At 37.6% G+C, this 25489-nt stretch carries 19 protein-coding genes and 1 tRNA gene; 7 read left to right on the top strand and 13 right to left on the bottom strand.

What is annotated here, in order from left to right; genetic code table 11:
- Positions 1–10: 10 nt before the first annotated feature.
- From ACTB0Y_RS02785 to ACTB0Y_RS02755, 7 genes are all read right to left on the bottom strand, one after another.
- Positions 11–928: a hypothetical protein gene (locus ACTB0Y_RS02785; RefSeq protein ID WP_463205269.1), complete on the bottom strand. Its 918-nt coding sequence runs from the start codon at positions 926–928 to the stop codon at positions 11–13.
- Positions 929–1230: 302 nt separating this feature from the next.
- Complete coding sequence (locus ACTB0Y_RS02780; protein ID WP_463205268.1) at positions 1231–1623, bottom strand: HIT family protein; 393 nt, start codon at positions 1621–1623, stop codon at positions 1231–1233.
- Positions 1624–1634: 11 nt separating this feature from the next.
- Complete coding sequence (greA, locus tag ACTB0Y_RS02775) at positions 1635–2114, bottom strand: transcription elongation factor GreA (protein WP_463205267.1); 480 nt, start codon at positions 2112–2114, stop codon at positions 1635–1637.
- Between the two features lie 160 nt (positions 2115–2274).
- Positions 2275–3321 carry a PorV/PorQ family protein gene (locus tag ACTB0Y_RS02770; RefSeq protein WP_463205266.1) on the bottom strand — a complete coding sequence of 349 codons (1047 nt, stop codon included), beginning with the start codon at positions 3319–3321 and terminating at the stop codon, positions 2275–2277.
- Between the two features lie 24 nt (positions 3322–3345).
- On the bottom strand, positions 3346–7515 hold the full coding sequence (locus ACTB0Y_RS02765) for a T9SS type A sorting domain-containing protein (protein WP_463205265.1): 4170 nt from the start codon (positions 7513–7515) through the stop codon (positions 3346–3348).
- A 25-nt stretch (positions 7516–7540) separates the two neighbouring features.
- Complete coding sequence (locus ACTB0Y_RS02760) at positions 7541–11257, bottom strand: carboxypeptidase-like regulatory domain-containing protein (protein ID WP_463205264.1); 3717 nt, start codon at positions 11255–11257, stop codon at positions 7541–7543.
- 113 nt (positions 11258–11370) lie between these two features.
- A complete protein-coding gene (locus ACTB0Y_RS02755; RefSeq protein ID WP_463205263.1) occupies positions 11371–11799 on the bottom strand; it encodes a hypothetical protein in 429 nt (142 codons plus the stop codon).
- A 399-nt stretch (positions 11800–12198) separates the two neighbouring features.
- Here ACTB0Y_RS02755 and ACTB0Y_RS02750 point away from each other — a divergent pair, with 399 nt between their 5' ends.
- Entirely contained in the window at positions 12199–12627 is a 429-nt protein-coding gene (locus tag ACTB0Y_RS02750) for a Rieske (2Fe-2S) protein (protein ID WP_463205262.1), read from the top strand.
- Here ACTB0Y_RS02750 and ACTB0Y_RS02745 read toward each other — a convergent pair.
- Together ACTB0Y_RS02745 and ACTB0Y_RS02740 are read right to left on the bottom strand one after the other, a co-directional pair.
- Positions 12624–14225 (bottom strand): S41 family peptidase, encoded by a 1602-nt coding sequence (locus ACTB0Y_RS02745; RefSeq protein WP_463205261.1) that lies wholly within the window; start codon positions 14223–14225, stop codon positions 12624–12626. The genes ACTB0Y_RS02750 and ACTB0Y_RS02745 overlap by 4 nt on opposite strands.
- A 44-nt stretch (positions 14226–14269) precedes the next feature.
- Positions 14270–14743 carry a deoxycytidylate deaminase gene (locus tag ACTB0Y_RS02740; protein ID WP_463205259.1) on the bottom strand — a complete coding sequence of 158 codons (474 nt, stop codon included), beginning with the start codon at positions 14741–14743 and terminating at the stop codon, positions 14270–14272.
- A gap of 194 nt (positions 14744–14937) precedes the next feature.
- On the opposite strand from ACTB0Y_RS02740, the gene ACTB0Y_RS02735 reads away from it, so the two are divergent.
- On the top strand, positions 14938–16728 hold the full coding sequence (locus tag ACTB0Y_RS02735; protein WP_463205258.1) for a tetratricopeptide repeat protein: 1791 nt from the start codon (positions 14938–14940) through the stop codon (positions 16726–16728).
- 317 nt (positions 16729–17045) lie between these two features.
- Positions 17046–17444: a hypothetical protein gene (locus ACTB0Y_RS02730; RefSeq protein ID WP_463205257.1), complete on the top strand. Its 399-nt coding sequence runs from the start codon at positions 17046–17048 to the stop codon at positions 17442–17444.
- 107 nt (positions 17445–17551) lie between these two features.
- Here the strand turns inward: ACTB0Y_RS02730 and ACTB0Y_RS02725 are convergent.
- The 4 genes from ACTB0Y_RS02725 to ACTB0Y_RS02710 form a co-directional block, all read right to left on the bottom strand.
- Positions 17552–17637 (bottom strand) — tRNA-Leu (locus tag ACTB0Y_RS02725).
- 50 nt (positions 17638–17687) lie between these two features.
- On the bottom strand, positions 17688–17933 hold the full coding sequence (locus tag ACTB0Y_RS02720) for a DUF4834 family protein (protein ID WP_463205256.1): 246 nt from the start codon (positions 17931–17933) through the stop codon (positions 17688–17690).
- Between the two features lie 4 nt (positions 17934–17937).
- Positions 17938–18483 (bottom strand): hypothetical protein, encoded by a 546-nt coding sequence (locus ACTB0Y_RS02715; RefSeq protein WP_463205255.1) that lies wholly within the window; start codon positions 18481–18483, stop codon positions 17938–17940.
- Between the two features lie 9 nt (positions 18484–18492).
- Positions 18493–21069 carry a hypothetical protein gene (locus tag ACTB0Y_RS02710; protein ID WP_463205254.1) on the bottom strand — a complete coding sequence of 859 codons (2577 nt, stop codon included), beginning with the start codon at positions 21067–21069 and terminating at the stop codon, positions 18493–18495.
- Between the two features lie 365 nt (positions 21070–21434).
- Here ACTB0Y_RS02710 and ACTB0Y_RS02705 point away from each other — a divergent pair, with 365 nt between their 5' ends.
- The 4 genes from ACTB0Y_RS02705 to lgt all read left to right on the top strand — a co-directional run bounded on the left by ACTB0Y_RS02705 (position 21435) and on the right by lgt (position 25466).
- Entirely contained in the window at positions 21435–22991 is a 1557-nt protein-coding gene (locus ACTB0Y_RS02705) for a glycine--tRNA ligase (RefSeq protein ID WP_463205253.1), read from the top strand.
- 41 nt (positions 22992–23032) lie between these two features.
- Positions 23033–23893 carry a hypothetical protein gene (locus tag ACTB0Y_RS02700; RefSeq protein ID WP_463205252.1) on the top strand — a complete coding sequence of 287 codons (861 nt, stop codon included), beginning with the start codon at positions 23033–23035 and terminating at the stop codon, positions 23891–23893.
- 207 nt (positions 23894–24100) lie between these two features.
- Entirely contained in the window at positions 24101–24421 is a 321-nt protein-coding gene (locus tag ACTB0Y_RS02695) for a hypothetical protein (RefSeq protein ID WP_463205251.1), read from the top strand.
- Positions 24422–24653: 232 nt separating this feature from the next.
- Positions 24654–25466 carry a prolipoprotein diacylglyceryl transferase gene (gene lgt, locus ACTB0Y_RS02690; protein WP_463205250.1) on the top strand — a complete coding sequence of 271 codons (813 nt, stop codon included), beginning with the start codon at positions 24654–24656 and terminating at the stop codon, positions 25464–25466.
- Positions 25467–25489: the final 23 nt, after the last annotated feature.

Raw genomic sequence — 25489 nt, 5'->3', positions numbered from 1 at the left:
TCGACAAAAACTAATACTCAAGAAATTCAACATTCAAATCAATTTCCACATTTCCATTAATCAGGTTAATATCTCTAATCTGGAAAGTAACCAGGTTAGAGGTAACCCCCTGGCTTAAAGACGTATTGATTTTGTATGTTTCGCTGGTTTTTTTCACCTTTTCCCGCATTTTTCTGGATTCATTGGCAATTTCCTGGATAAACCGATTCATTATATGCACCCAAAGGCCGTATTTAAAATATTGTTGCTTGCCATTTTCCTGTTGCACATAATTATAACGTAAAATTGGAAAAAAGCGTTCTTCTCCATTAACAGCACTATAAACCTCAAATTGTTCAGCATATTGATAAACAGAAACAAGATCTGTACACAAAACTGAGTCAGAGTAACGAATCTCCATCTCTGTTTGATCCTGATACACTGTAGCGCCACCCCACTCATATTCCATTCTAAATTTCTCCATACGAATATCATATGATTTCCCAATAGTAAAACCAAATTCTAATTCATCATTTTGAGGTTGTATGCGGACAATGGCCTCCTGGAACCTTGTAAAAAAAGTATCGATGACCGTATATTCAGGAAAAACAGAATCGTGTACGGCTAATTGCACAAATGACTGAAATGTACCTCCACTCCCCGAATACTCTTCGCCAAGATAATAATCAAATAACGATCTTACATGTGCGTTTTGTGATAAATACAAGAGTGATCGTGCTCGCTTTACTGCCTGATCCACTGCTTTTGCTGAATCCATATCCGGATCAGAAACGCCAATCATAAGAGGTCCGGTTTCAGTAGAATGCAATAAAAAATCTGGTAGCACAGATGGACTTGCACCATATTTATAGTAGTCCGTATTAATTCCCTGACTAAAAATTCCAAGAGAAATCAAAGTCATCAAAATCAGTAATAAAGTTTTTTTCATTTGTCGGCAATTTTGATTTTATGACAAGATGAAGTTAGCCTTTTTATATAAATTTAGAAAGATTAAAGAAAATTTATATATACTTGAGGAAATATTGTCAGTGCTACCCTAATTTGATATTTAGAGGTTTTGTTTTCTCTTATATCTCATATCCAAATCTGCTAAAAAATGAAAATAGAGCAAGAGTACCATACTTAATAACAACAAAAACCTGATAATGTATGTATGAGCCTGACAATCACACCTCCAAAGATGCAACATTAGCACTTAACTAAAAGAAATTTAGGTATTGTGAAGGGTTTTTAGATCTGAGTCTGCAATTTTCCGGCAATATCTGCCATTTCTTCCTGAGTAAGTTTAAGTTTAGGATTAGCAAAATTAATATCCTGCTCTGATTCAAGCGGAACCAGATGGATATGGGCATGAGGAACCTCAAGACCCAAAACTGCTACACCAACTTTCTCACATGGGAATACCTTTTGAATAGCTTTTGCTACTTTTTTAGAAACAATTATCATTTTTGCGAGCTCCTGGTCATCGAGGTCAAAAAGATAGTCTTCAGCTCTTTTAGGAATCACGAGTGTATGCCCTTTCTTTAAAGGTGCAATATCTAAAAAAGCAAGAAATTGATCGTCCTCATAAACTTTATGAGCAGGAATATCTCCTTTAACGATTTTACTAAAAATTGTTTCCATAATATTAACTTTTATGACATTGGTGAAATATCGAGGATTTCAAATTCCATGTTACCAGCAGGAGCGGTAACGACAGATTTCTCACCGACTTTTTTACCTAATAGTCCTTTGGCTATTGGGGTATTGACAGCAATTTTCCCCTTTTTTAAATCGGCTTCTGACTCTGATACAATTGAATATTCCATCTCAGCATTATTTTTTGTATTCCGGATTTTGATTTTGGTCATAATCTGTACTTTGGAATAATCAATTTTAGACTCATCTATAATCCTGGAATTCTGGATTATTTGTTCCATTTTAGATATCTTAAGTTCCAGAAGCCCCTGAGCCTCCTTGGCTGCATCATATTCGGCATTTTCAGACAAGTCTCCCTTATCTCTTGCCTCGGCAATTGCCTGAGAAGCTTGTGGTCGCTCCACGCTTTTAAGATGGTTTAACTCGTCTTTCAATTTTTTTAATCCATCTTCTGTTAAATAGTTCAACTTCGACATTTTGCTCAACTTTTATTTTATAAACAATTCTAACGATTACGCGGCGGTAATGTTTTTAAAACAACAAACCCTACCCATAAGGATAGGATAAAAACAACTTTATATGAAAAGAAAAGAATCTCCTATGAGAGATCCTTTTCTTTTATATTTAAGTTTGATTTTACAGTATAATTCTTGCACCTATGGAGTGCACACCATCGAATGCATCTGTAGATCGATAAGAATAATCTACTGCAAATCTGGAGCCATTCTCTTTATTGATTGGAACCATTATCGATATACCAGCATTTAAACCGGTAAATACAGTTGATCGTTCTTCTTCATTGAAGGTTCCCTTCTCCATCAAATAACCTCCACGAATACGCAGATAATCGCTAAAACCATATTCTAATCCTAAGTGATAATTATCTTTGGTAAAAGAATTGGATGTAAAGGCTCCTGCCAATAACAAATTATGGTTTTCAGCAAGAAACAGGTCATAAGATAAGCCAATTCTAATTAAAGAAGGCAATTCAAACTCCCGTTCTCTGAATTCGATGGTTTGAAGTGTTCCACTTGGTGTATAGCCTTTAAAGGAGAGCCCGTCGCCTTTAAAACTCATGGTAGGTCCAACATTTTGCATTGTAACACCAAAACGCAACTGATCTCTTTCGCCAGCAACATACTGAATACCAGCATCGATGGCAACACCAGTCGCTTTAGCGTTTGATATTCCTTCATTTATAACCTTAAGAGCGGCACCACCATAAATTGCATTAGAAAATGCACGGGCGTAGGCCACTGTAATATTGGTATAAGAAGGATTAAATGTTGTACCGTCACCATCTGGTAGTTCTACTGTTGTACGCTCAATATCTCCAAAATCGTAGGCCACAACACTACCTGATAATGTTCCAGATTCTCCAACATGCTGCGAAAACGCAAAAGAATTGATTCCTATACCGGCACCTGACAGGTAATCGGTATAGGTAAATCCTAATTCGGTCTTCCGGGTAAAAGCTGTACCTGCAACATTAAGGAATATACCCTCTAACCCCTCGATTGAAGCCACATTAGCATTTGCAAAACCGGATGATGCAGCCCATGGATTAAAAAGTAACTCACTGGCTCCTGCTTCACCTGCACGGTCATCGTTTCCAGCGTACATGTCAGGAGCAATAATCGTTAATCCGATTACAGTAATTATTATAAATGTTATCTTTTTCATAATCAACAAGTTTCTTTATACGTATTAGAATGAGCTAAGATCGTCCGGACGCAATACGCCAAACCATTTAAGTGTTTTCTCTCCAATTCCTGGTGCTTTTACATGTATAATATACATACCACTGGCAATCGGAACACGGGAATTATTTTTCAAATCCCACTCAATTATGGTAGAAGCATTATCTTTTTCATATGAGCGAATCAGCGTACCAGCCATATTATAAATATCCACACTACATGTCCGTGGTAAGTTTGTAATTTTCACAACATAATCAACCTGTCCGCTTTCATATTTATTTCCTCCGTAATATGGGTTTGGAACTACATTTACAGTTTCAAGTGCATCTTCAGCAACAGATCTGCTTCCCACTATCGGAACAAATTCATCTAAGGTGAATTTATATAGAGGGTAATTAGCGTTTCTTGGATTGTCAACTGCATCTTTACCAAGGCCTTGATTATACGGTATAGCAGTTCGAAGCTCTATGCGCATTTCATTATCAGGCATATCGTCATAAGTATCGAAACTATAACCGGTTCTGACGTGCGGCATTGAAACCCACTGTACAAATGGTCGGTAGTCGGGTAATGAGTTTACAAGTTTGTCGTGGAACTGGAAAACACTATCATAAGGTGGTAAATATCTACCAGCAATGCTACTACTATCGCTTGCAAATACATAGAGATAGTGTTTACCTCCCATCACATAAGTTCCGTCTTCACTTATAATAGTTTCAACCGGATTCCATATCATATCACGCCCATTGTAACCAACTAACCAGCTGGATTCTCCAAAGGCCATGTTCAATCTTTTACCTGTTCCCACATCAATTGCATAGCCGGGGAACCAACTCCAACCTGAATCGCTAACGTAATTAGCATCTGCTGGGTTTTGCGATGGTCCTGCAGCAGTTGCAGGTTCCAGGGCTTTATTAAGCGAAGGCGCTGCCCGAATCTCAAATTTGTTCACACCTCCCTGGCTGTTCGAAGCACTTTCAGACATTTCGAAAACAGGAACGCGGGTCCATTTATCCTGATCTTTTGTAATTACTACATTAATACTTGGCAGAACCACACCCTGACTGGTAAAACTAAGGGGTACCCCAGGAAAACGCGGCCCGTGTGTGTGCCCCGTTGTTAGTGCCCATGGAGCCCATGTGCGGTTGAGTACATTTTCATAATATGAAGCAGAATCAAGTCCCTTGTAATCGCTCCAAATTGGGTTGTCTGTATATACCGTGTTCCCGGCTCTAATCCAGTTCAAAAAAGTTTGCCCATCCTGATCCTGAATAAAGTTTAACCATGGTTGCTCCACATTCTCGTAGGATAGGTTTGCACCTACAAATCCATTATTCACATCAAAGCGAATTAAATGCTTTAGTGAAATATCTGCTTCATAATTATGAAGTGGAAAGCCATATTGATTTATATCTATAGAAATACCGAGGCTATCGAATAAGATTTCATTCTTTTCAGACATCCATGTATTTGATACTCCTATGGTATCGAATCCTCCAAAACCATCGTCCTGTGCAAGGAACCACTTACCGTCACGAATTAAACCATCGAACGGACTGGTGTTGTATGCTGTCCCACTTTCCGTATGATAGTAATTGTCATTCGGGGCAGGAAAATGAACAGAATCCTTGCAGATACCGACATAATATGTGCCTGGCGAAACGTTTAATGGATCGATAATCTTAACATTAATGGGACCATTGCCTTCTTGATATCTTATTCCATTGAGTTCGTAGCCGGCCAATATACTATCTTCAACACCTTCTGCCAGTTGCAAATAATTTTGTCCGTTACCGTCTCCCTCAAGTTTGGTGATAGCTGGCTGGATACCATAATCAGAATTCAATTCTGTTCCACCATTATCCATATTTCGGGGATGTGGAATTACATCATAAACCGGGATTTCTCCGGTTGTAGCTTTACGACTGGACAAATAGGGTGTCTTCTGACCGTCAAAACCAGCAGTATCTGTCTGACTATAGTCTTTATAATTATTGTAAGCATATGCAATAGCTACATAATGATACTCCTTATTGTTAACCAGTTGCCCTCCTGAAGTTTCGGAAAAATGGTCTTGTGTTATTTCAAAAGTATGTTTAATACCCTGGTTATTGGCATTAACCATAACAGTAGGATAATGGCCGTCGATAGCCTGATCGTATGTGAAATTTACCAAATCACGGACATCATCTTTCAAATCACATTGGAAAACAATTTTTGCGTATGAAGGGTCTCTTAATTGGTCTAATGTAACGTCTTTATCGCGTACCTGGTAGACCTGATATCCCTGGAAACGATATGTTTTATCCTCATACGCGGTACCAATATTTAAATAATCTTCCTGTGCGTATTGCTCAAGATAATTATTAGAGCTGGTAGGGTTTGAAATATGGACAATAAACTTTTGATCCATTGGAATAACGGTCAGGTCGGGCGCATTCGGGCCATCAATTAGTTGAAAACAATTTTCAAAAAGTGCCTGTGCCTTATCATCAGCTTTTCTTACTTTTTCAGCACTTGCTAACAAAGAGTTTTCGTAAGATCGAGCCCATACAGCACCAGTAGTAATATTGTTAACATTTCCGGGTTCCAGCGTAAAAGGTCCGGCTGACTGCACAAAACGTCGGTCATCAGGCGTATTATTTTCTGATTCCTCTGTCCAGTTCTTTTGTGGCGGTGTTTCTCCACCTGTACCCCAGTCGCACTTATCTGTTAAACCCGGGAACATAAAATCTGCATCTATTTCAGTAGCGCCATCATAACCGGTTCCGCCATAATTCATTCTTTTACCATTCTTCCAATATCCCGTGAGGTATTTATAATACTCGTGCGCATAGGTGGGATCACCATAATCGCCTCCGGCATTATTGAAATAAATAAAACGGCGCATACCCCAGCGTTCATTATCTGCAATACCATCGCCAAAGTTTAAACCATTAATATTACCATTAAATACAATGTTCGCATTTGTTTCACTTGTGTCCACTTGTCCTCCAGCTGTATACCTATACCCTGTTTCGCAGTCCAGCTCGCCGTCCGGACCCCAGTTTGTAAGGTCATCTTCAAGTGTCGGATCCATATATGGTCCCTCGAAAAAGTCAATACCCACGGCTGGAGGATTTGCTCCATAGGAGGTTGGCTCACCATCACCATCAACCAAACTTCCGTTATACAGGTAACCCAAACCTCTGACAACATCAGTACCAACATAATCATCTTTATAATAACCCATATCAGCGTCTGTCCATACTCCGAAGAATGCTTCGTTAAGGGTGAAAGAAGATCTGTTAATGATCTGGTAATTGTAGAATGTCATATTGTTCAACTCATCGTTGGTAGCAAAAGCAAAAGCCTGTGCACGAAACTCCATTCCAATTGCGTCGCCCTGGGTTTCTGTATGAATATTACCACGATCGTTATATACCCACCATAAAGTAGCATCGCCGAACAACTGCATTGATTCATTGTTCAGCGCCGAAGCTTCTCTTACAGGTCTTGTGTTACAATCGTAATTGCGGCTATCGAAAATATAATATGGATAATCACCTGCTCCGGGATCATATGTTTCATCCCCGTCTACATCTTTAAAAGGGGCCAGATGATAATCATACTGATCTTCTGTAGGTCCGTGAGCTGGCCAATTGGTAATTACTTCCGGTACAGTATAATTTGGAAACTCTTCCTCAGGGTTCTCCGATTGGCTGTAGGCAATAAATTCTGAAACCATGGATTTAGTAAGATAATACTGTCTGTCGTAGCGTGTACAAATTTCTGCAGAGACATTACCTTTATTTGGTCCTTCTGCAACCAGTGGCCCTGGGTAAAAATCAACTCCAATACCTCTAAATCTGTGTCCGGCCAATCTCAACTGACCATTGGAATCTTTACCACCTACCCAGATTGAACCTGCAAAAAGGGCACTTGCCCGTCCACTCTTAGGTACAACATATTGGGCATTAGAAAAATCCCACCACATGTCTCCACCATTATGAATCATGGCTTTTACATTATTAAACTGCAGGTAGCGACTGGATGTGGGTGGCAAACATCCTGCTCCTACACTTTTTATCTCTTTCTTATTTCCCTTTTTAGCATACAGGTATTTTTCTGCGTATCCCCTGTTTCCAGCCAAAGAGAATATAAAAATCAATATTAATATGATATTCAGTTTTTTCATTGTGATATAATTTATTCTCATTTTGTTAGAAGCTTACCAATACACCTAATTTAATTCTTCGGGGCATCGTATAATTATAAGGATTATTCATATATAATCTATAATAATTTCTGAAAGACTCCGGATCGATATTCGACTCTATTTCATTCTGATTACCGGCATAGGTTAAAAATCCATTATCATCGGGGTTCCCTGTTTTAGAATAAACTCCGGTAATGTTCATGGTATTTAACACATTACTGATGTCAGCATACACATTGATATTGATACGTTTTCTGTTATCATTTTCTCCTTTACTGAGTGTAATTATAAAATCTTTATCAATACGCATATTCATCGTAGTCATCCATGGCATTCTGGAACCGTTAATACGTCCTATCAGGGTTCCACTGGCAACATTTCTTAAACTGTATGGTGTTCCTGATCCGGTATTTAATACAATATTGAAACCTGCATTAGCGAGAATATCTTTTCCAAATAATTTTGGTCCATTGTAATTGTCACCATCAGCGAAGCGATAATCTAAATTAAACACAAATGCATGTGTTTGATCGAAGTTAAGTGGCTTAATGGTTCGCAGGTTAGGCTGGCCGGCTTGCACCAAAGCTAAGGCTGTAGTAGGATCACTACCGGTTCCTTTAGCAAACTGCAATGTATAAGAAGCTCTTAATGATACATTATTGGTTCTTCTTAAATCAAATGTAGTGGTCAAACCTTTTACGGTACCAAAGTCTAAGTTATCATAGGTAAGATAATCTACCGGATAAGCACCTTTAACACTTCTTACCTGAATCATATCACGCATTTCACGGTAAAATGCCGAGATTTTGAGCGAACTGGTTTTCCCAACTTTTTGTTGGAATCCAAGTTCGTAATCAATGGTTTTTTCAGGACGCAAATTAGGATTGCTAAGCACAGAACCACTTTGCGAGAAAATAGTAAGATAATCGACATAATTTAACCTTGAGTTACCAGGGTTTGGTCGCTTTGTAAGTATGTCGTAGTGTGCAAAAAACAAAGCCTCGTCGGAAATGGGGAATGAGAAGGAAATCCTTGGCATAAAGACATATTCCGGTTTATAATCGGTAAATGAATTTAAATAACCAGGACTACCAACAGTGTCTCCCGCCGGGTTTTTAAGATAAGGCTGTATTCCTTTACCACCTTCTATGAGGGCTGGTGAATTGGTAATTTCTCCTGAGGCAGTATACCATGTATCACCGTCACGGAAACCATTCAATTTCATGTTACCCGCTTCTGCATTATAATCCTGTACATAAATAGTAGCTCCTTCGGGGATATTGCCTGGAGTAGCTGCAGCTATTTGAGGATTAACAGCAGCGTCTCCTACTTCATAGGCTTCAAAGAAGGTATATTTATCATCCAGTACTTTTTGGTTTAAATCATAGTAATCCAGGCGCAATCCCACGTTGAAAACCAGGTCTTTAAATGCAAATTTATCCTGAATATATGCTGCTGCGTAGATTGGTTGAAATACAGGAATCTCGCGCTTGTATCTTCTATTACCTACTTCATCAATAAAATAGTCTGTAAAGAAATCGTTAAAAGATACATTGGGATCAATCTGTTCCCCTTTATGGTTATATCCATAATATGAAACGAGGCTGTTACCATTATTAAACAACTCATCAGCACTGAAATAGGCAATATCCATATCTTCCGGATCGTATCCATCAATATTCACCCACTGGCGTGGATCTTCAATTCCTTGTGCCTCACGGAAACGCAAGTCAAATAGATACTGGTTATCTCTTGAAAGCAACCTCGGGTAGTTAACGGTATCATTAAAAACCGGGTTGCCATATGGGTCATAAATTATGTTACCGTTAGCATCTGTTACGTAGCCGGGCTCGGGATTGTTAAGGTCAAGCTCTGAGATGTGATCATTCATATATCCGCGAGCAAGTGACCACAGTCCGGAGGGTGAAACACGATATTGACGGTCAAAACGCATTTCAAATTCACCCCCAGCGCTTATTTCATGATTTCCTATATCGGCAGAACCGGAGATTGTAGCTCTAAGCTGTCTTTGATCGTACTCATAGAAATCATTATAAACCGTTCCGGGAACGGCAATTGTTCCTAATTCGGTTAGTTGAATCCCCGACAAACCATCGCCGTTCTCATAGCCACCTCCCATAACGAGGTCAGTAGTTGTTGGATAACGCGGAATGATATTGTTAGCTGGATTATAATTTTCATAATAAAGCTCATTATATCTGCTTGCTGCTTCATTAATAGGCGTTGATAATATGGTATCAAGGGTTTCTATAAAACCGTTGTGTATATATCCTGTATAGTTTGATGCTGTATCATGTCCGTATTGGTATGAATTAAGTGAGCGGATTTGATACTCACCATAATAGCCATACTTAAATAAATCATTACCATATTCAGCATGTTCTAAACCACCCTTTTGCTGAGTCCAGTCAATCTGTGTGGTAAAATATGCATTTTTAATCAGCGATGCTTTTTGCTCTTCGGAAGCCTCTCTATTTTGGAACCTTTGTGTATAGCGTGCAAATGCTCTCCATGTTAAATCCCGGGTCTGGGGATTCTGATCGGAGTTCATAAACTGATAAGAACGCACAAAAGCATTACTCTCATTATATGTTAAGTTACCTCCTAAAGTAATATTTGCTCCTTCAAAAGGTTTTATATCAATTTTACCAGATATGTTTCCTCCCCAATTGTCTGCATTTTCTTTTGCATCGATTTTCTCAAAATCTGCTTTATCGAGATATTGGGCCGAAAGAATTGTTGAAGGAGAATACGGATCCGGTACAATTGGGTTTTGCACCAGGTTATCAATTACTTCATCTTTCACCTTCCACATGTCGGTTGCAAATGGTCGGCCATCTTTTGTGTAAGTAGCTTCGGCAGACAAAAAATAACCTGCAATAGTTTCTTTAACTACTTCTGTTGGATCATCCGGATTAGTAGTTTTAACTGAAACCAGCGGGCCTGATAGACTCACTGCGGCAAGATTGTCGAAATATCCATCTACAGAAGTCATTAACTCAGCGCTACCGAAGAAATTTCTTGAAGGCCCTTTTGTGGTAATACTAATGATACCACCCGTTGCATCACCATATTTTGCAGCTAAACCTCCGGTTACAACGGAAACCTCTTCGATTGATGATTTAGGTAGGCCTTTTGAACCCCTGACCTTTATACCATCTATATAATAAGTTGTGGCCTCTTCACGGGCACCCCGAACAGATTTAACTTCGCCATCTTGCTGATAAACCCCTCCTACAGTGGCTGCTACAGACTCTGCAGAACGTCCTGACATTTTCTCAATGTCATCTGACGTTACAGTACCACCTGTTTGGGTGTTATCTTTATCAATCAGTGGTACTTTATACTCGACAACTTCAATTTCATCGAGCTTTACCGATGTTGATCCCATTTCAATATCGAGAAATCGTATCTTGTCAGCATTGACCAACACACCATTGATTTGTTTCTTTTGGTAACCCACTGATGAAACCAATACAGTAAACTGCCCTGCAGGGACTGGTTTTAATGTATAATTTCCATTCACGTCAGTAATGGTACCCGTAATTTGGTTCCCGTTTCTTTCCACCACCACATTGGCAAAGGGAACCGGCTCATTTTTCTCTGAATCGGTAACTGTCCCCTTTATAGACCCTGTTTGGGCATAAAGAACACTTGTAGAGATCAGAGCAAGAACTACATAGAGTATCTTTCTTAACATAATCACATATTTTTATTTAGAACATTCCAATTTATGAAAGGGTAAATATAAATATTTAATACCCATTAATCCAAAAATCGTATCATAAAAATTAACAAACTTCTAACATTTTCTTAAAAATACTTACGATTAATAATTGTGGCATAAATAATTGCCTTTCGTGCGTTAAAACTGTGCTTCCGGGACTGTTGTATAACAGCTTTGGATTTCTTGTTTTTCTCTGTAGAATAATACGAATCTTCCTGACGCTTTTCTTTTTGCTGATCCGGGGCTGGCTTTGTAGAAAATCGCTCTGTTGTTGTTATTCTTTCTTTTTCAGGTTGGGGGTTTGAATCAACAGTATGCCTTTCCTGGGAAGAATATGCAGCATACTCTCTTTCATCAGAAGAGAATGTATCGGTCTCATCGGCGAAAAAATCATCTATTTCCTTGGCCTGACTACTGTTTTGTTTTTTAGGGGCTTTTCTTTTTCGGAGTGAGCTGATGAAAAAGGCGCCTAATCCAATTAAAACCGTAATTATAGTCTCTAAAAAGTTTTCCATAATCAGCTGTGCTGTTTATTATGCGTTCAAAAATATTAAATTGGTGCTTTTCGTTATTTATTCGTTTAGATTTACGCGCACTGCGTTTCATCATTTTTTTTGTCCGCTTATCCTGATATCGGCGATTAAACCGTTTAATAGCTCTGGCATTACGGCGTAAGGATCGCTGATAGGTGCGTTCTTCTTTCCTGTTTTCACGATTCTGCTTAAACTGTTCTATTCTATACTTTAGCCCAACACGCCCACTTTTTCCAACATTTCCCTGATCAATAGAATATTTTACCTGAGTGCTTGCACAGCCTGCAAAAAAAAAATACTAATCACCCAAAGTATTCGTTTGAATTGTAATATTAGTCTATTTTTGTTGTAAATCAAAATCGATCTTAATTGCTTTATTAAATGATAAAAAAAACAAAATTAGTTCAATTTTTAATATTTGGTATGGCTTTGCTCTTTTTATTACAGTGCAAAGACAATCAAAATCCGGTACCTGAAACACAAGTAAATATCACAATAGATATAAACAGTGCGGAGTTTAATGATTTGGTGCCAGGTAGTTATAAATATATTACAGGCGGTTTGAGCGGTATTTTGCTATACAGAAAAAATTTTGACGAATTTTCTGCTTTGGAACGCACCTGCCCCTACGAAGCTGAATACGGCACAAGGGTAAGCGTTGACTCCGAAAATGAGTTATACCTGCAGTGCGACACCTGTCAGAGCAGGTTTTACATTGAAAATGGATCGGTTACGCAGGGTCCGAGTGAGTTTCCGCTCAAAACATATAATACGAGCTTTGATGGCCGGTACCTCCGTATTTACAATTAGTTGGTCAACTCCGAAACAGCCCGTTTCAATGTGGTATCAACGGTATGAATAATTGGATAAAAACCCTCATCACCCAGAATGTTGCGAGCTACAAGTCCTGCTATTTGAGTTTTTAACAGATTTGCTGATACTTTTAAATCATCAGGATTGACTTTTAATTCTTTATCCCGGGCATATTGCACAAATTTGTCCATCATATTTTGCTTGTATAAATAAGCTTGTAAGGCTTTATAATCGGCAAATGTGTTCAACTTTTCGCGATTCTTGTCTGTAAAGTCGTAAGCAAAGCTATATTGCAGGCCTCTTCTACGCACATCGTATAAGAAGTCGCTACCGTCAGTTGTATCTACCGGAACAAATATGTCCGGCATAATTCCACCACCTCCATACACAATTTTCCCTCCTGGCGTTGTGAATTTCAGACTATCGGCAAACTGAATGCTGTCTTCTTCCATGAACTCACCATTCAGATATCGTCTTGTAATATCTTCACGATACGATTCTTCATCACCGTTTTCATATGGCTTTTGAATGGAGCGGCCTGTGGGCGTATAATATCTTGCAACCGTAAGTCTGAGTTCCGATCCATCTTCAAAATAGACGGGTTCCTGCACAAGGCCTTTTCCAAAAGACCGGCGACCAACAATCACTCCTTTATCATTATCTTGCAGGGCACCGGCGAAAATTTCGCTTGCCGATGCAGACCATTCATCAATAAGCACCGCTACATTCATACCGGCTAAAAAATTCTGTCGTGATGCTCTGTATTCTCGCTTAGGCCGGTTATTCCCCTGGGTATAAACAATTAATTTACCGGCTTTTAAAAACTCATCGGCCATGCGAATAGCTGCTTCCATTATACCACCGCCATTTCCACGCAAATCTACTATAAGTTTCTTCATTCCTTTGGCCTTGAGCTTATTGGCACCTTGCATAAATTCGCTATAAGTATTCATGGAAAACTTACTAACCTTAATATAGCCAGTATTGTCGTTCAACATGTACGAAATATCTACACTATACAATGGTATTTTATCTCTTATAATTTCAAATTCTATTAATTCTTCGGTGGCAGGACGCTTAACACTTACATTTACTTTTGTGCCGCGTTTACCTTTTAACTTTTTCATTACCTCGCGTGTCGAAATATCAACACCTGCAATTACGGTATCATTCACTTTCACTATTCTGTCGCCGCCCATAATGCCGACCTTTTCGGAAGGACCTCCGACAATAGTTTGAATAACCATGACCGTATCGTGACGAATGTTAAACTGCACGCCAATACCGTCAAACTCACCCATAATTGGGGCATCTACTTCTTTTTTTAATCGCGCAGGAATATAAGCTGAGTGCGGATCGAGATTCTCTACAATTTCCGGAATAGCGTTTTCCTGTAAGGAATCATAGTTTACTTTGTCCACATAATCGATAGCTACTTTTTGCAAAAGTATATCTATTTTGGAAGGTTCTCCTGATATTTTCTGGACTGCAGGTGCAGACTGGAAGAAATAGCGATGTGTCAAAATCCCGATAATTATCGACAATGCAATTATTGCAGGATATAATATGTGTTTCAGTGAGTTTTTATAATTCATAATGTGAATTTACTTTATTATAGAACGAAAATATTTCTATCATCTTATTGATGCCGGTTTTGTTTTTTAGCTTCCTCATCGGGCAGATGCAATACCTCAACCCCGGCCCTTTCCAGCAACTCCAGCCCTTCGTGTTTAGAATACAATTCGGTAAACACAACTTTCTTTATTCCGGCCTGAATAATCAGTTTTGAACATTCAATACACGGTGAAGTAGTTACATAAAGTGTACCGCCTTGACTACTATTGTTGGTTTTAGCAACTTTTGTAATGGCGTTTGCCTCAGCATGTAGAACATATTGTTTGGTAATGTTGTTTTGGTCTTCGCACACATTTTCAAACCCCGCCGGGGTGCCATTGTAACCATCAGAGATAATTTGGCGGTCTTTTACAATAAGCGCTCCAACCTTTTTGCGCTTGCAATAGGAGTTTTTGGCCCAAATACGGGCCATCTCAAGGTAACGGATATCAAATTTCCGCTGTTTTTCGTTTTTAGAGAATTCCTTACCTGACTCCATTTTAAATGTTCTAAATTGATAAAGCTTAATTGAAACGAACTGCTTGTAAAACAAAATATGGGTTCAAAGTTAAAAAAATGTTGATTCAATTTTGAACAACATCAATAATTCATTTACGCAAAGCTTTCTCGCTATAATATCGGTTGATCTTAAAGTATCTTTATTATATTTGATTCAGCAAAAAGAATCCCTTTATGAAAAAAGCACTGACTAAAAATCAGCGATATCTCGCGCTAATAATTACAGTTATCCTCACTGTTACGATCTATTTTCCTACCTTCCAAAATGAATTCACTAATTATGATGATGATCGTCTGATCACTGAAAATTACTTAATTAGAGATCTCTCTGCAGAGAATATTCAACAGATGTTTACAGAATATTATGACAATTTATATCAACCGATCACATTACTTAGTTGGGCAATTGAATACCAATTGGTTGGCTACGACCATTGGTTGTATCATCTAAATAATCTTCTACTTCATCTTTTGACCTCATGGTTAGTATTTCTAATGATAAGAAAACTGTTTAATGATGACTACCTGGCCATTTTCACTACTGTTCTTTTTGCTATACATCCCATGCATACCGAGAGTGTAGCCTGGCTTTCGGAAAGGAAAGATGTATTATTGGGCGTATTTTTTTTTAGTGCGCTGTTAAGTTATATTCGTTACCTTGATAAAAGAGACTGGAAGTTTTTTATCCTTTCACTTTTGTTGTTTTTGCTGAGTTTGGGTGTAAAAGGGCAGGCTGTCACACTTGCTGTCACTCTCATAGCGGTAGATTATTTAAAGGGGAGAAGTTTATTTTCCAAATCAGTAATTTTGGAAAAAATACCGTTTTTTCTCATTGCATTAATCTTTGGACTTGTTGCGCTTGGAGGGCATGGAGCAATAAATGAGAATAGCCAGGTTGGAATTAACTTAACCACCATTGAAAGGTTATCTTCCGCAAGTTACGCTTATTTGTTGTCCTTCATTAAACTACTAATCCCATTAAATTTATCTGCTTTTTACCCTTACCCTGATGATATCTTAAATGAAACCAAATCATGGTACACTACTCTCCTTTTAATAATACCACTCATTTTATTTTTATTCTGGTATTTCTATAAAAAGCAAAAAAGGGTATATTTATTTGGGCTGGCATTTTTTACTTTTAATATAGTACTGGTATTGAAAATATTTCCCTCCCAAATTGGTATTTTTATGATGGCGGATAGGTATACTTACATATCATCAATCGGTGTTTTTATCATTTTATATTATTTGATAGATAAGGTTAATCTTAACCGTAAGTTATTATTGTTCTTTACCTTCATATACATTTCAGGTCTTTCAATCTATGCGTTTGAGAGAAATAAAACCTGGAAGAATAGCATTGCTCTATGGAGTGATGTGCAGAAAAAATATCCGGACAATGCCTGGGTGCTTAATATGAAAGGAAAAGCATATACCAGTGAAAACAGATATGATGCAGCTATTAAAACCTTCCGGCAGACTATAAATATTGAGCCTAAAATGTACATTGCACATTACAACCTTGGAAATGCTTATCATAAAAAAGGTAAACTTGAAAAGGCCTACCATTCATATGAAAATGTGTTGAAGATACAGCAAGATTTTTCACCAGCCTGGCTCAATGCGGGAAGTGTTTTGCTAAAAACAAAACAATATGGACAAGCGCTTTATGCTATGAATAAAGCTATAAAATATGATTCTACTTATTCGGAGGCATACTACAATAAGGGCTATTTAAAACTTTTAGAGGGTAATAAGCAGGCAGCATACGAATTATTTACAAAAAGCATTGATTATAATGCATACTTTTTCCCAGCATACAGAAACCGGGCAATATTGCTGATGGAACTAAAAAAGTTCAGGAAAGCGATAGATGATTTTGACCGCGCTATTCAAATAAGAGGCAACGATCCAAAATTACTGGAGCTTCGGGGCGATTGCAAAATGAGGTTAAATGATTAGGAAAGGTGCATGCAAAGATTGGAAAAAAGCTAAAAAGGTTGGAAATAGCAGAGTTGAAAATAAAATAAGTCAATATTGTTAATGTTGTGTTATTTTTCAGAGCAGTTCGAAAGCATCAAATATCTAAGTAGGAGATAAATATACAATAAAGGCCAATATAACAGCACCTTATTCTTGAGGCAAGAATTAAAGAAATATTTTTCTTCTAATTGACTTGTCCTCGCAGATCAGAAGATATGCTAAAAAAAGTATTTTGTTATTTCAAAATTAATAAATAAATTTGATCGTACTTATTTATTAACTAAAAACATTGTGTTATGAAAAAAGTTATTGTTTTAGCAGTTATTGCTTTATTATCATTGACCGCATTTGGTCAAAGTTATCCTGATGTTCACGTTTCTTATTCAAATGTTGGATCACCACTGCCACCAGCATATGATAAACCAGAATGGCATTTCAACTGGCCTGGAGATAACAGATATACAATTCCTTCAGAATGGTTTCAAAATGAAGATGGTGCTTTTGAAGTAAGAACCGTACATGGTTATATTGAGTGGATTGACACTAGGACATGGCAACCAGCTGGCAGGCAAACCTTTTCTGCAACTGTCAATTACATTTTATTACCAGGAGATTCTAATTCAAAATACCTAACAATAGAAGTAGGTGATTTTCGACCCGGCTATGCGATTTCTAATCCTGGGCCAACTCAATAACTGAAGACTTTATATTCATGGCTTATTTAAGCCAACAACAAAGACCCCGATTCATCTTAGAATTTGGGGTTTTGTTTTAAAAAAAGGTCGTTGAAATTCAACGACCCTGGTACCCGGAGCCGGGGTCGAACCGGCAAGGGCAAAGCCCACTGGTTTTTGAGACCAGCGCGTCTACCAATTCCGCCATCCGGGCTAAATTGGGATTGCAAATATAGAAAAGTTTCCTGTGTGTGCAAAACTGGATCACTTAATTTCTTCGTAATCTACATAATCTCCTTCGTCTTTCGGAATGTTCTTTTTCTCGTCTGGTTTATATTGTACAAAAGTCTCCCCTTTTTTGTGGCGCTTACTATCGTATTGTTTCTGTTCTTTTTGCTGCTGATACTGGCGGCTGTTTTTTCTGATAAAGCGACGGATATATAATCTGCCGAGCAGTAAGATTACATAAAATATCACGAATACGATGAGCAAAAATTTTAAAATTATCATATCATCAGTTTATTAAAATCAAAAGTGTTGCTATTGCGTAAGAAACTACTTTAATGTATCCAACACTAATGCCAAAGATTCTGACCCGATCGCCTTTGGCCAATATGACACCTATTCCAAAAACAACTATTCCAAAAGCATAACTTTGAAGCACCCAAAGTCCGGGAACTGCCATTAATGCAAGAATAAACCCTGTAATTAAATGAAGTATTCCACGGCCCACGAGTATAAGCAAAAACAAATTGAAATTGCTGTAAATCATTTTACCGGCTTTGTTGTATCGTTTATCGCGGAACAAACTATAAGCCACCATAATGGCAATAAGTGCCACCGTTAAAAATTTCTTTGCTACAAAGCTTAGTTCCGGAAGCAGGGCCATGGCATACCAGCCGGCTATTATAAACAAGCCATATATAATAGCAGATGACAATAATGAGGTCAGTAGTGCTAAGAATTTCCGGGTTGGTAATGAAACTAATCTGGCCCGGTTAAGTTCATATATTTCCAGCATAACGCCTATAATAATAAAAGCCGCAAATAATTGATCCATAATGTAAATTTATGGTAATTGATAATCATATAAAAACCCGTCGAAATTTCCTACTATAAGCTGAAATCCGCTAAATCCGGTAATATGGCTGATGGTAAACGGCGTAATTCCGGGATAAGGATACCCTTTAAATTGATTCCCGTCGCGATTAAACATGTAGACTTTACCAGCTTTTTGATCAACGATGCCTATACCGGCTTTGTGCCGTGAAAACACATAAAATGCAGGCGGTTCGGTTATGATGTTTTTAAAAGTGTAATGAAAAACCGGCGCTCCCGATTGATCAAAAACATTTAAATCTTTACCGTCTACAAAAATATAATCAGATTTACCATCACGGGTAATATCGGCAAACAGAAAATGATGATTGCTGTTCAGTTTGGTTAATTCTTTTGTTTCTACTTCTCCTGACAAGTCGATATAATGCACCTCCCCGCGGGTAGTAGTTGAGACCCAACGTGCCTGGTATTTATCAAAGTAAATTTTATTCCTGGGCGACTTCCCCACCATTTTTGTTGGTTTTATGCGTGTTTGTCCCCGGCGGTTGAGAATATAATGCCTCACGGCGTCGGCAAATACAATATAGTCTTTATCATGAAACCGAAAATACTGGATGGGCGTAGTAACAATTTCATCTGACTTATTAAATTCCCACCCGGCAATGATATTTGCATCTATATCGTATAATTGTAATCGTTTGTCTTCAAGAGGGATGAAAATTCTGTAGCTTTTATTTTGCTCATAATCAAACATTGACAGCCCTGTAGAAGCATGCACTGGCAAATTCACTGGAAATCGCTCCACATCATTACCATTTCGGTCGATCAAATATATATTTGCTGCTGTATTAAAAAGGTATTGCAACTTATTGTTTTTGTATTTATCCACTTGATAAACCTTACTTAAAATAGGCCCGTCCAGTTTCTTTTGCCACAAAATACGACCTTTCCTGTTGATCAGATAAATAAAATCTTTTTGATCCTGAACAAATATCTCGTCTGTGTTATTGTTGTGATTTTTTACAATTATGGGTTTAAGTGCTGCTGAGCTTTGTAGTTTGGTTTTCCACCGTATATTACTCTTCGATATATTTGACCCGTTACTGAAAAATATCAAATGGTTGTAAAGATTCTTGCCGCTCCCTGTCATTTGCCAGGCAAAAGCATCAAACATGTCAAATAGTTGAAGCTGCTCAAGATTTTTAACGCCTGTATTATTCAAATAGGGCGCAATGGCAGAAGCTGTAAACTTGCTGTAAACTACCATATTTGCTGCCGATGAAAGATAGGGCTCATGCTGTTTAAACTGATAACTGGTTTTAAGGTTTTGTTGCAGAATAGTATTTCGACATATGCCCTGTAACAGGCTCTTTTGGGTAGTAAACACTATGTATTCTCCTGAGGCAGCTGCATACTTAAAAATGTTTTTATTCATAAAAAAAGCAGGAACAAAAGAATTAATCCAACTAAAATCACCCTGAAAAATATCGAATGATGTTTCCCTGTCGAAACGGTAATTTTCTACGCTTAATTTATTATCAATGGTTTTTTTATAATTCTCCAAAGCATTAATGGCAAGCGATTTGCCTTTAGTTTTAAAGCCTATTCCTTTGTTGTTGCCTGATTCAAAAAGAACCATCTCGTTATCTGACCAACTTTTCATCCAGCTCAACACATTATTTGGCAGTCTGTTTTTTTCATGGAGCTCTTCTATGAGTCCATTAGCTGCTATCTGATACAAAACAGCAGCATCTTCCGGAATAATCTCAGGGAAACTAAATATACGTTGGTCCGCTTGTGCTATAAATGCACCGAGGCTTCCCCTTCCGGGATTTGAAAGCCCACTTAACAATACTTCGTCCTGTTTTAAATGCACGTCTAATACCATTGTTTGCGCATAAAGGGCAGATGAATCCGGTTTGGATAGTAATGTTCCTCCAACTTCATCAACAAACGATTCAATATTGATGAAAAAATTGGCAGCCACATCTTTACTGGCGGTGTTATTTAACTTTGATAATATATTAGAATCCTTTTTTCTATCAATTAGCCCCAGACCGGAAAGTAGTGTCTCTCTATTATGGCTGAGTATTACCAGGCCTTCTTTTTCGCCAAAAAACAATTTGGGTTTATTATCTTCATATACACTAAAATACTGGTTCCCGTCTTTGATTTTCTCTACAATCTTTTGCTTCTTACTAAAATGATTATAAAAAATATCTATAACATCACGAGCATGCCGATAAGTATAATTTTGAAAAACAATTAAAGAAGATAATGCAGAATCAGTGGTACCAAACACCATAAAAATATGTTTGACTTTTTCGTGTTTTTTCACGAGCAGCATTTGTTGTAGTGTTTCAATAAAAGCAGTATCCAGCACCTGACTTTTTGAAGCATACCCGGAAGTTTGAAATGCATCAATCAGTTTCTCAGGCTTATTAATCCTTAAAACTATCCCCTCTTTATCGAATACCTCTAATGGATCCGGAACATGCTTATTTCGCTCAAAGAAATAAAAATATCCCAAAACTATAGCTGCAATGGCTGCAAGTACGAAAAATATTTTAAGTCCGGTTTTTAACATACTAATGGCTAATAATTAGATTCTTCTCTTCGTAATAAAAATTGATGCTATTTCACAAAAAACGCTACCTATACGAATCAAAATCATCAATAATGTGAAGGCTTTAAGACAACCTCAATTTCTCATACAAAAGAAATAAAAAACTCTTAATTTATTAGCATAAAAGCTTTTCAATTCCTTTATGTCGATAAAAAACAATTTTATACATAAATATTTTTACCTGGTTCGTTTATTGATGAAGATATTTCATGCTATAAGTTATTGGATACTTTCCATCATGAAAAACCCACAAATCATAAAAACATTTATGAAAAGCCATATATTTAACATATTTTTGTTGGCGCAAATTTTAGAAGGATTATACTATGAGTCAGGAAGATATATTTAAGAAGATCATATCGCACGCGAAAGAATATGGATTTATTTTTCCAAGTAGCGAAATCTACGACGGTTTAAGTGCTGTTTACGATTACGGACAGCTTGGAGCGGAACTAAAGAATAACATCAAAGCATACTGGTGGAAATCAATGGTAATGCTGCATGAAAATATTGTGGGTATCGATTCGGCCATATTCATGCATCCTACGGTTTGGAAGGCATCAGGACATGTTGATGCTTTTAACGATCCTTTAATTGACAATAAAGATTCGAAAAAAAGGTACCGTGCTGATGTTTTAATAGAGGAATACATTGAAAAATTAGAGGGGAAAATTGATAAAGAGATAAAAAAAGCCCTCAAAAAGTTTGGTGATGATTTTGAAGAGGGCAAATTTCGCGAAACAAACCCGCGCGTGCTTTCTAACCAGAAAAAGATAGATGAAACCCGTCAGCGTTTTAAAACTTCCATGGATAATGATGACCTGGCAGAGGTAAAACAAATTATTGAAGATGCAGAAATTGCCTGCCCTGTAAGTGGCAGTAAAAACTGGACAGATGTGCGCCAATTTAATCTGATGTTTGACACCAAACTTGGTTCAGTCAATGAAGGCGCATCAACTATTTATTTGCGACCCGAAACGGCTCAGGGAATTTTTGTAAATTATCTCAATGTGCAAAAATCAGGGCGAATGAACCTACCCTTTGGCATAGCCCAAATAGGCAAAGCCTTCAGAAATGAAATTGTGGCACGCCAATTCATTTTCCGTATGCGCGAATTTGAGCAAATGGAAATGCAGTATTTCATACAGCCAGGTAACGAAGAAAAATGGTTTGACACATGGAAAGAAAAACGCATGAAGTGGCACAAAGCATTGGGTTACGACGATACACTGCTCAGATTCCACGATCACGAAAAACTGGCACACTATGCCAGTGCAGCCACCGACATAGAGTTCCGGTTTCCCTTTGGCTTTAAAGAATTAGAAGGTGTACATTCGCGCACCGACTTTGATTTAAATAAACATCAGGAGTTTTCTGGTAAAAAAATCCAGTATTACGATAATGAGCGGCAGGAAAGTTACGTTCCTTACGTAGTTGAAACATCCATCGGATTAGATAGAATGTTTTTAGCAGTGTTGAGTGCTGCCTACAAAGAAGAAACCATAGAAAAAGAAAGTGGCAAGCAAGACCAGCGGATAGTTTTGGCTCTACCACCAGCTATTGCACCCATTCAGCTGGCTGTGCTTCCATTGACCAAAAAAGACGGCTTGCCGGATAAAGCAAGAGCAATTATTCGTGAACTTAAATATGAGTTTAATTGTCATTACGAAGAAAAAGATTCCATTGGTCGCCGTTACAGAAGACAGGATGCAATTGGCACACCTTATGCTGTAACAGTTGATCATGAGACATTAGAAAATAATACCGTTACTTTGCGGGACCGGGATACCATGGAGCAAAGAAGGATAGAGATTGATAATATTCCGCAAATATTGCGTGAAAAAGTATCGCTAAATAGTTTATTAAAAAAGCTTGATGAATAAATCAAGAAGCTGATTTTTCGAAAAGCACAAAACCCAAGCTTATGCAAAGGGCTCTAGTCATTGGATTTCTCTTATCATTATTTGCGTTGCAACCAATAAGTGCGCAACCGCTTGAAGAAATGCTGAAAGATTACCGCTTTGAAAAAAGAATCAAAGGCCCAACGCATAAAAGAGGTCAGCTACTCGAAGTTAAGGTTGACAAGCACAATAATTACCTTGCTATGACCTTTGCTGCTACCAGCTACCGCTACATTCATCTGTATATTTACAGGCTCTATACATGGGAGCCCGTGCAGGAATTAAGGATTAAAGCAAAGCGTGTAGAGTTATACAACAGCGTTTTTGATGTAGATGGAAAATATTTATATGCCAATACAGATGTTTATAAAAACGAATTCAAAAAAATTGATTTGAAAACCGGGAAGGTTTCTGATGTCCCTTGCCAGGAAGTGCCTGGTAATGGCTGTCGCCCCCTTGAAGTCAGACAATATGAAACCACCGCTTACACTGTGGGAGAAAATTATATCATTTTTCAGGATGAAAAGTTTGAGAATTATGTAAGAATTTTTGTTCGTAAAGAATTACAAAAAATACAAAACGAAGAGGACGACATACCAGATTTTCTGAAACAACCAGAAGAAGAAGAAATAGAAACAGGACCAAAAGTTGACCCTACTATTTTTACCATTTGGCTTGATCAAAGTAACCTCAAAGACTTGAAAGAATATGGCTACCTTAAGGTCAGTAAGTTCGATATTCTAATAAACAATAGCCTGGCAAAAACATTTGAATTTGAGAAACATTCTACAAGCACCATAGTTTTGCCTGAAAAAGCCATCAATTCCCTTGAGAACAAGGGCGCCTGGATTATTGAAAACCTTAGAGTAGCTGTTAAAGAATAATGTAACCTATAGGATAATGCTATATTTATGGTCACCCGGTCATATATGCATTGAATTATGAGTATCAGATTAATTTTTTTAGCGCTCTTTTCTGTTTATAATCTGTCGGGATATGGGCAGTGCAATAATTCACTGATTGGTTCTTGCAAGGTTAAACTTAAATAAACAACCTACCTCAAACATTTCAAGGTAAGATTTGGCAAATCTTTGAACAAACAGCAATCCAGTACTGCTAATTTTTCGGTTTATCTGAACAAAGGTACCTTCTACAGATTTACAACAGCTAATGACAAAAACAAAAAAGGTATTGCCGTAATTAAATTGTATGATGACTTTAGATTGTACGGCAGCAATGTGAATAAAGCTGGTAAACAAATAGATAGCTCATTTGGTTTCAGGTGTAACAAAACCGGCATTTATTATCTGACCATAAAATTCAAAGACGGAAAAGCAGGCTGCGCTGCTGTGATGCTCCCGATGAAACCCAAAAAGAAAAAATATGATTGGGAGAAGAATAACCCGGAATAAAAAATTACATGATAATACAAGTTGGTTGATTCTTAATGGCGTTTTTTTAACCTAAAATCCGCAAGAATTTAATTTATTATGTTCACAATACTTGTGTATGAATCCGCAAACATGCCTTAATTTTTTTACTTGCAGATTTTGGATAAAACATAAAGCCGAAAAACTTGTAGTAAAATTTAACGCTAAATTTGAAAGCTATAACCGACAATACTTATAAATTTGCAGAAAAAACATGATATTACAAGCAATACACTGGAACTTTGATCCCGAGATATTCGAAATTTGGGGACATGGCGTACGCTGGTACGGACTCATGTTTGCCTTTGCTTTCTTTTTTGGTTACATAATAATGAAAAAATACTTTGAGTATGATAAGCTCAAAGAGGAATTGCTGGAAAAACTTAGTATTTATGTTTTTCTTGGCACGCTGATAGGTGCAAGGCTTGGACATACACTTTTTTATCAACCAGAGTATTATTTATCAAGGCCGCACGAAATACTTTTCGTTTGGGAAGGGGGGCTTGCAAGCCATGGAGCAGCCGTTGGTATTTTACTTGCCCTCTGGCTCTATGCCAGAAAAATCAATGTGCCTTATCTTTGGATCCTCGACAGGGTTGTAATAGTTGTAGCATTAGGAGGTTTCTTTATCAGAATGGGGAATTTTTTCAATTCTGAAATTTATGGTATAGAAACCAGTCTGCCCTGGGGTGTAATTTTTGAAATAAAAGGCGAAACAGTTCCCAAACATCCAACACAAATTTACGAAGCACTTAGCTATTTGCTGATTTTTGTTGGTCTACATTTCCATTTCCTGAAAATCAGAGCCAAACAACTTAATGGCCAAATATTTGGCATATTCTTAGTACTTTTGTTTAGTGCACGATTTTTAATAGAGTTTATAAAACAAGATCAGGTTGGATTTGAAGCAACCATGAAATTAAATATGGGCCAATGGCTCAGTTTACCTTTTATAGCAATCGGTATAGGTTTAATTTATTGGGTACAGAAAAACAAAAAAACATTAGGAGAGCACACTAAGGCCTGAAAACAAAACGAAGATTCAACATT

Source organism: Salinivirga sp. (assembly GCF_055145285.1).
This window is presented reverse-complemented; position numbering and strand designations above follow the sequence as displayed.

Bases quoted from the DNA above. Each gene is read 5' to 3' on its own strand.
- ACTB0Y_RS02770 (WP_463205266.1), bottom strand. From the start codon at position 3,321: ATGAAAAAGATAACATTTATAATAATTACTGTAATCGGATTAACGATT.
- greA (WP_463205267.1), bottom strand. From the start codon at position 2,114: ATGTCGAAGTTGAACTATTTAACAGAAGATGGATTAAAAAAATTGAAA.
- ACTB0Y_RS02765 (WP_463205265.1), bottom strand. From the start codon at position 7,515: ATGAAAAAACTGAATATCATATTAATATTGATTTTTATATTCTCTTTG.
- lgt (WP_463205250.1), top strand. From the start codon at position 24,654: ATGATATTACAAGCAATACACTGGAACTTTGATCCCGAGATATTCGAA.
- ACTB0Y_RS02735 (WP_463205258.1), top strand. From the start codon at position 14,938: ATGAAAAAAGCACTGACTAAAAATCAGCGATATCTCGCGCTAATAATT.
- ACTB0Y_RS02750 (WP_463205262.1), top strand. From the start codon at position 12,199: ATGATAAAAAAAACAAAATTAGTTCAATTTTTAATATTTGGTATGGCT.
- ACTB0Y_RS02710 (WP_463205254.1), bottom strand. From the start codon at position 21,069: ATGTTAAAAACCGGACTTAAAATATTTTTCGTACTTGCAGCCATTGCA.
- ACTB0Y_RS02740 (WP_463205259.1), bottom strand. From the start codon at position 14,743: ATGGAGTCAGGTAAGGAATTCTCTAAAAACGAAAAACAGCGGAAATTT.
- ACTB0Y_RS02730 (WP_463205257.1), top strand. From the start codon at position 17,046: ATGAAAAAAGTTATTGTTTTAGCAGTTATTGCTTTATTATCATTGACC.
- ACTB0Y_RS02700 (WP_463205252.1), top strand. From the start codon at position 23,033: ATGCAAAGGGCTCTAGTCATTGGATTTCTCTTATCATTATTTGCGTTG.
- ACTB0Y_RS02720 (WP_463205256.1), bottom strand. From the start codon at position 17,933: ATGATAATTTTAAAATTTTTGCTCATCGTATTCGTGATATTTTATGTA.
- ACTB0Y_RS02705 (WP_463205253.1), top strand. From the start codon at position 21,435: ATGAGTCAGGAAGATATATTTAAGAAGATCATATCGCACGCGAAAGAA.
- ACTB0Y_RS02785 (WP_463205269.1), bottom strand. From the start codon at position 928: ATGAAAAAAACTTTATTACTGATTTTGATGACTTTGATTTCTCTTGGA.
- ACTB0Y_RS02780 (WP_463205268.1), bottom strand. From the start codon at position 1,623: ATGGAAACAATTTTTAGTAAAATCGTTAAAGGAGATATTCCTGCTCAT.
- ACTB0Y_RS02715 (WP_463205255.1), bottom strand. From the start codon at position 18,483: ATGGATCAATTATTTGCGGCTTTTATTATTATAGGCGTTATGCTGGAA.
- ACTB0Y_RS02760 (WP_463205264.1), bottom strand. From the start codon at position 11,257: ATGTTAAGAAAGATACTCTATGTAGTTCTTGCTCTGATCTCTACAAGT.
- ACTB0Y_RS02745 (WP_463205261.1), bottom strand. From the start codon at position 14,225: ATGAATTATAAAAACTCACTGAAACACATATTATATCCTGCAATAATT.
- ACTB0Y_RS02755 (WP_463205263.1), bottom strand. From the start codon at position 11,799: ATGGAAAACTTTTTAGAGACTATAATTACGGTTTTAATTGGATTAGGC.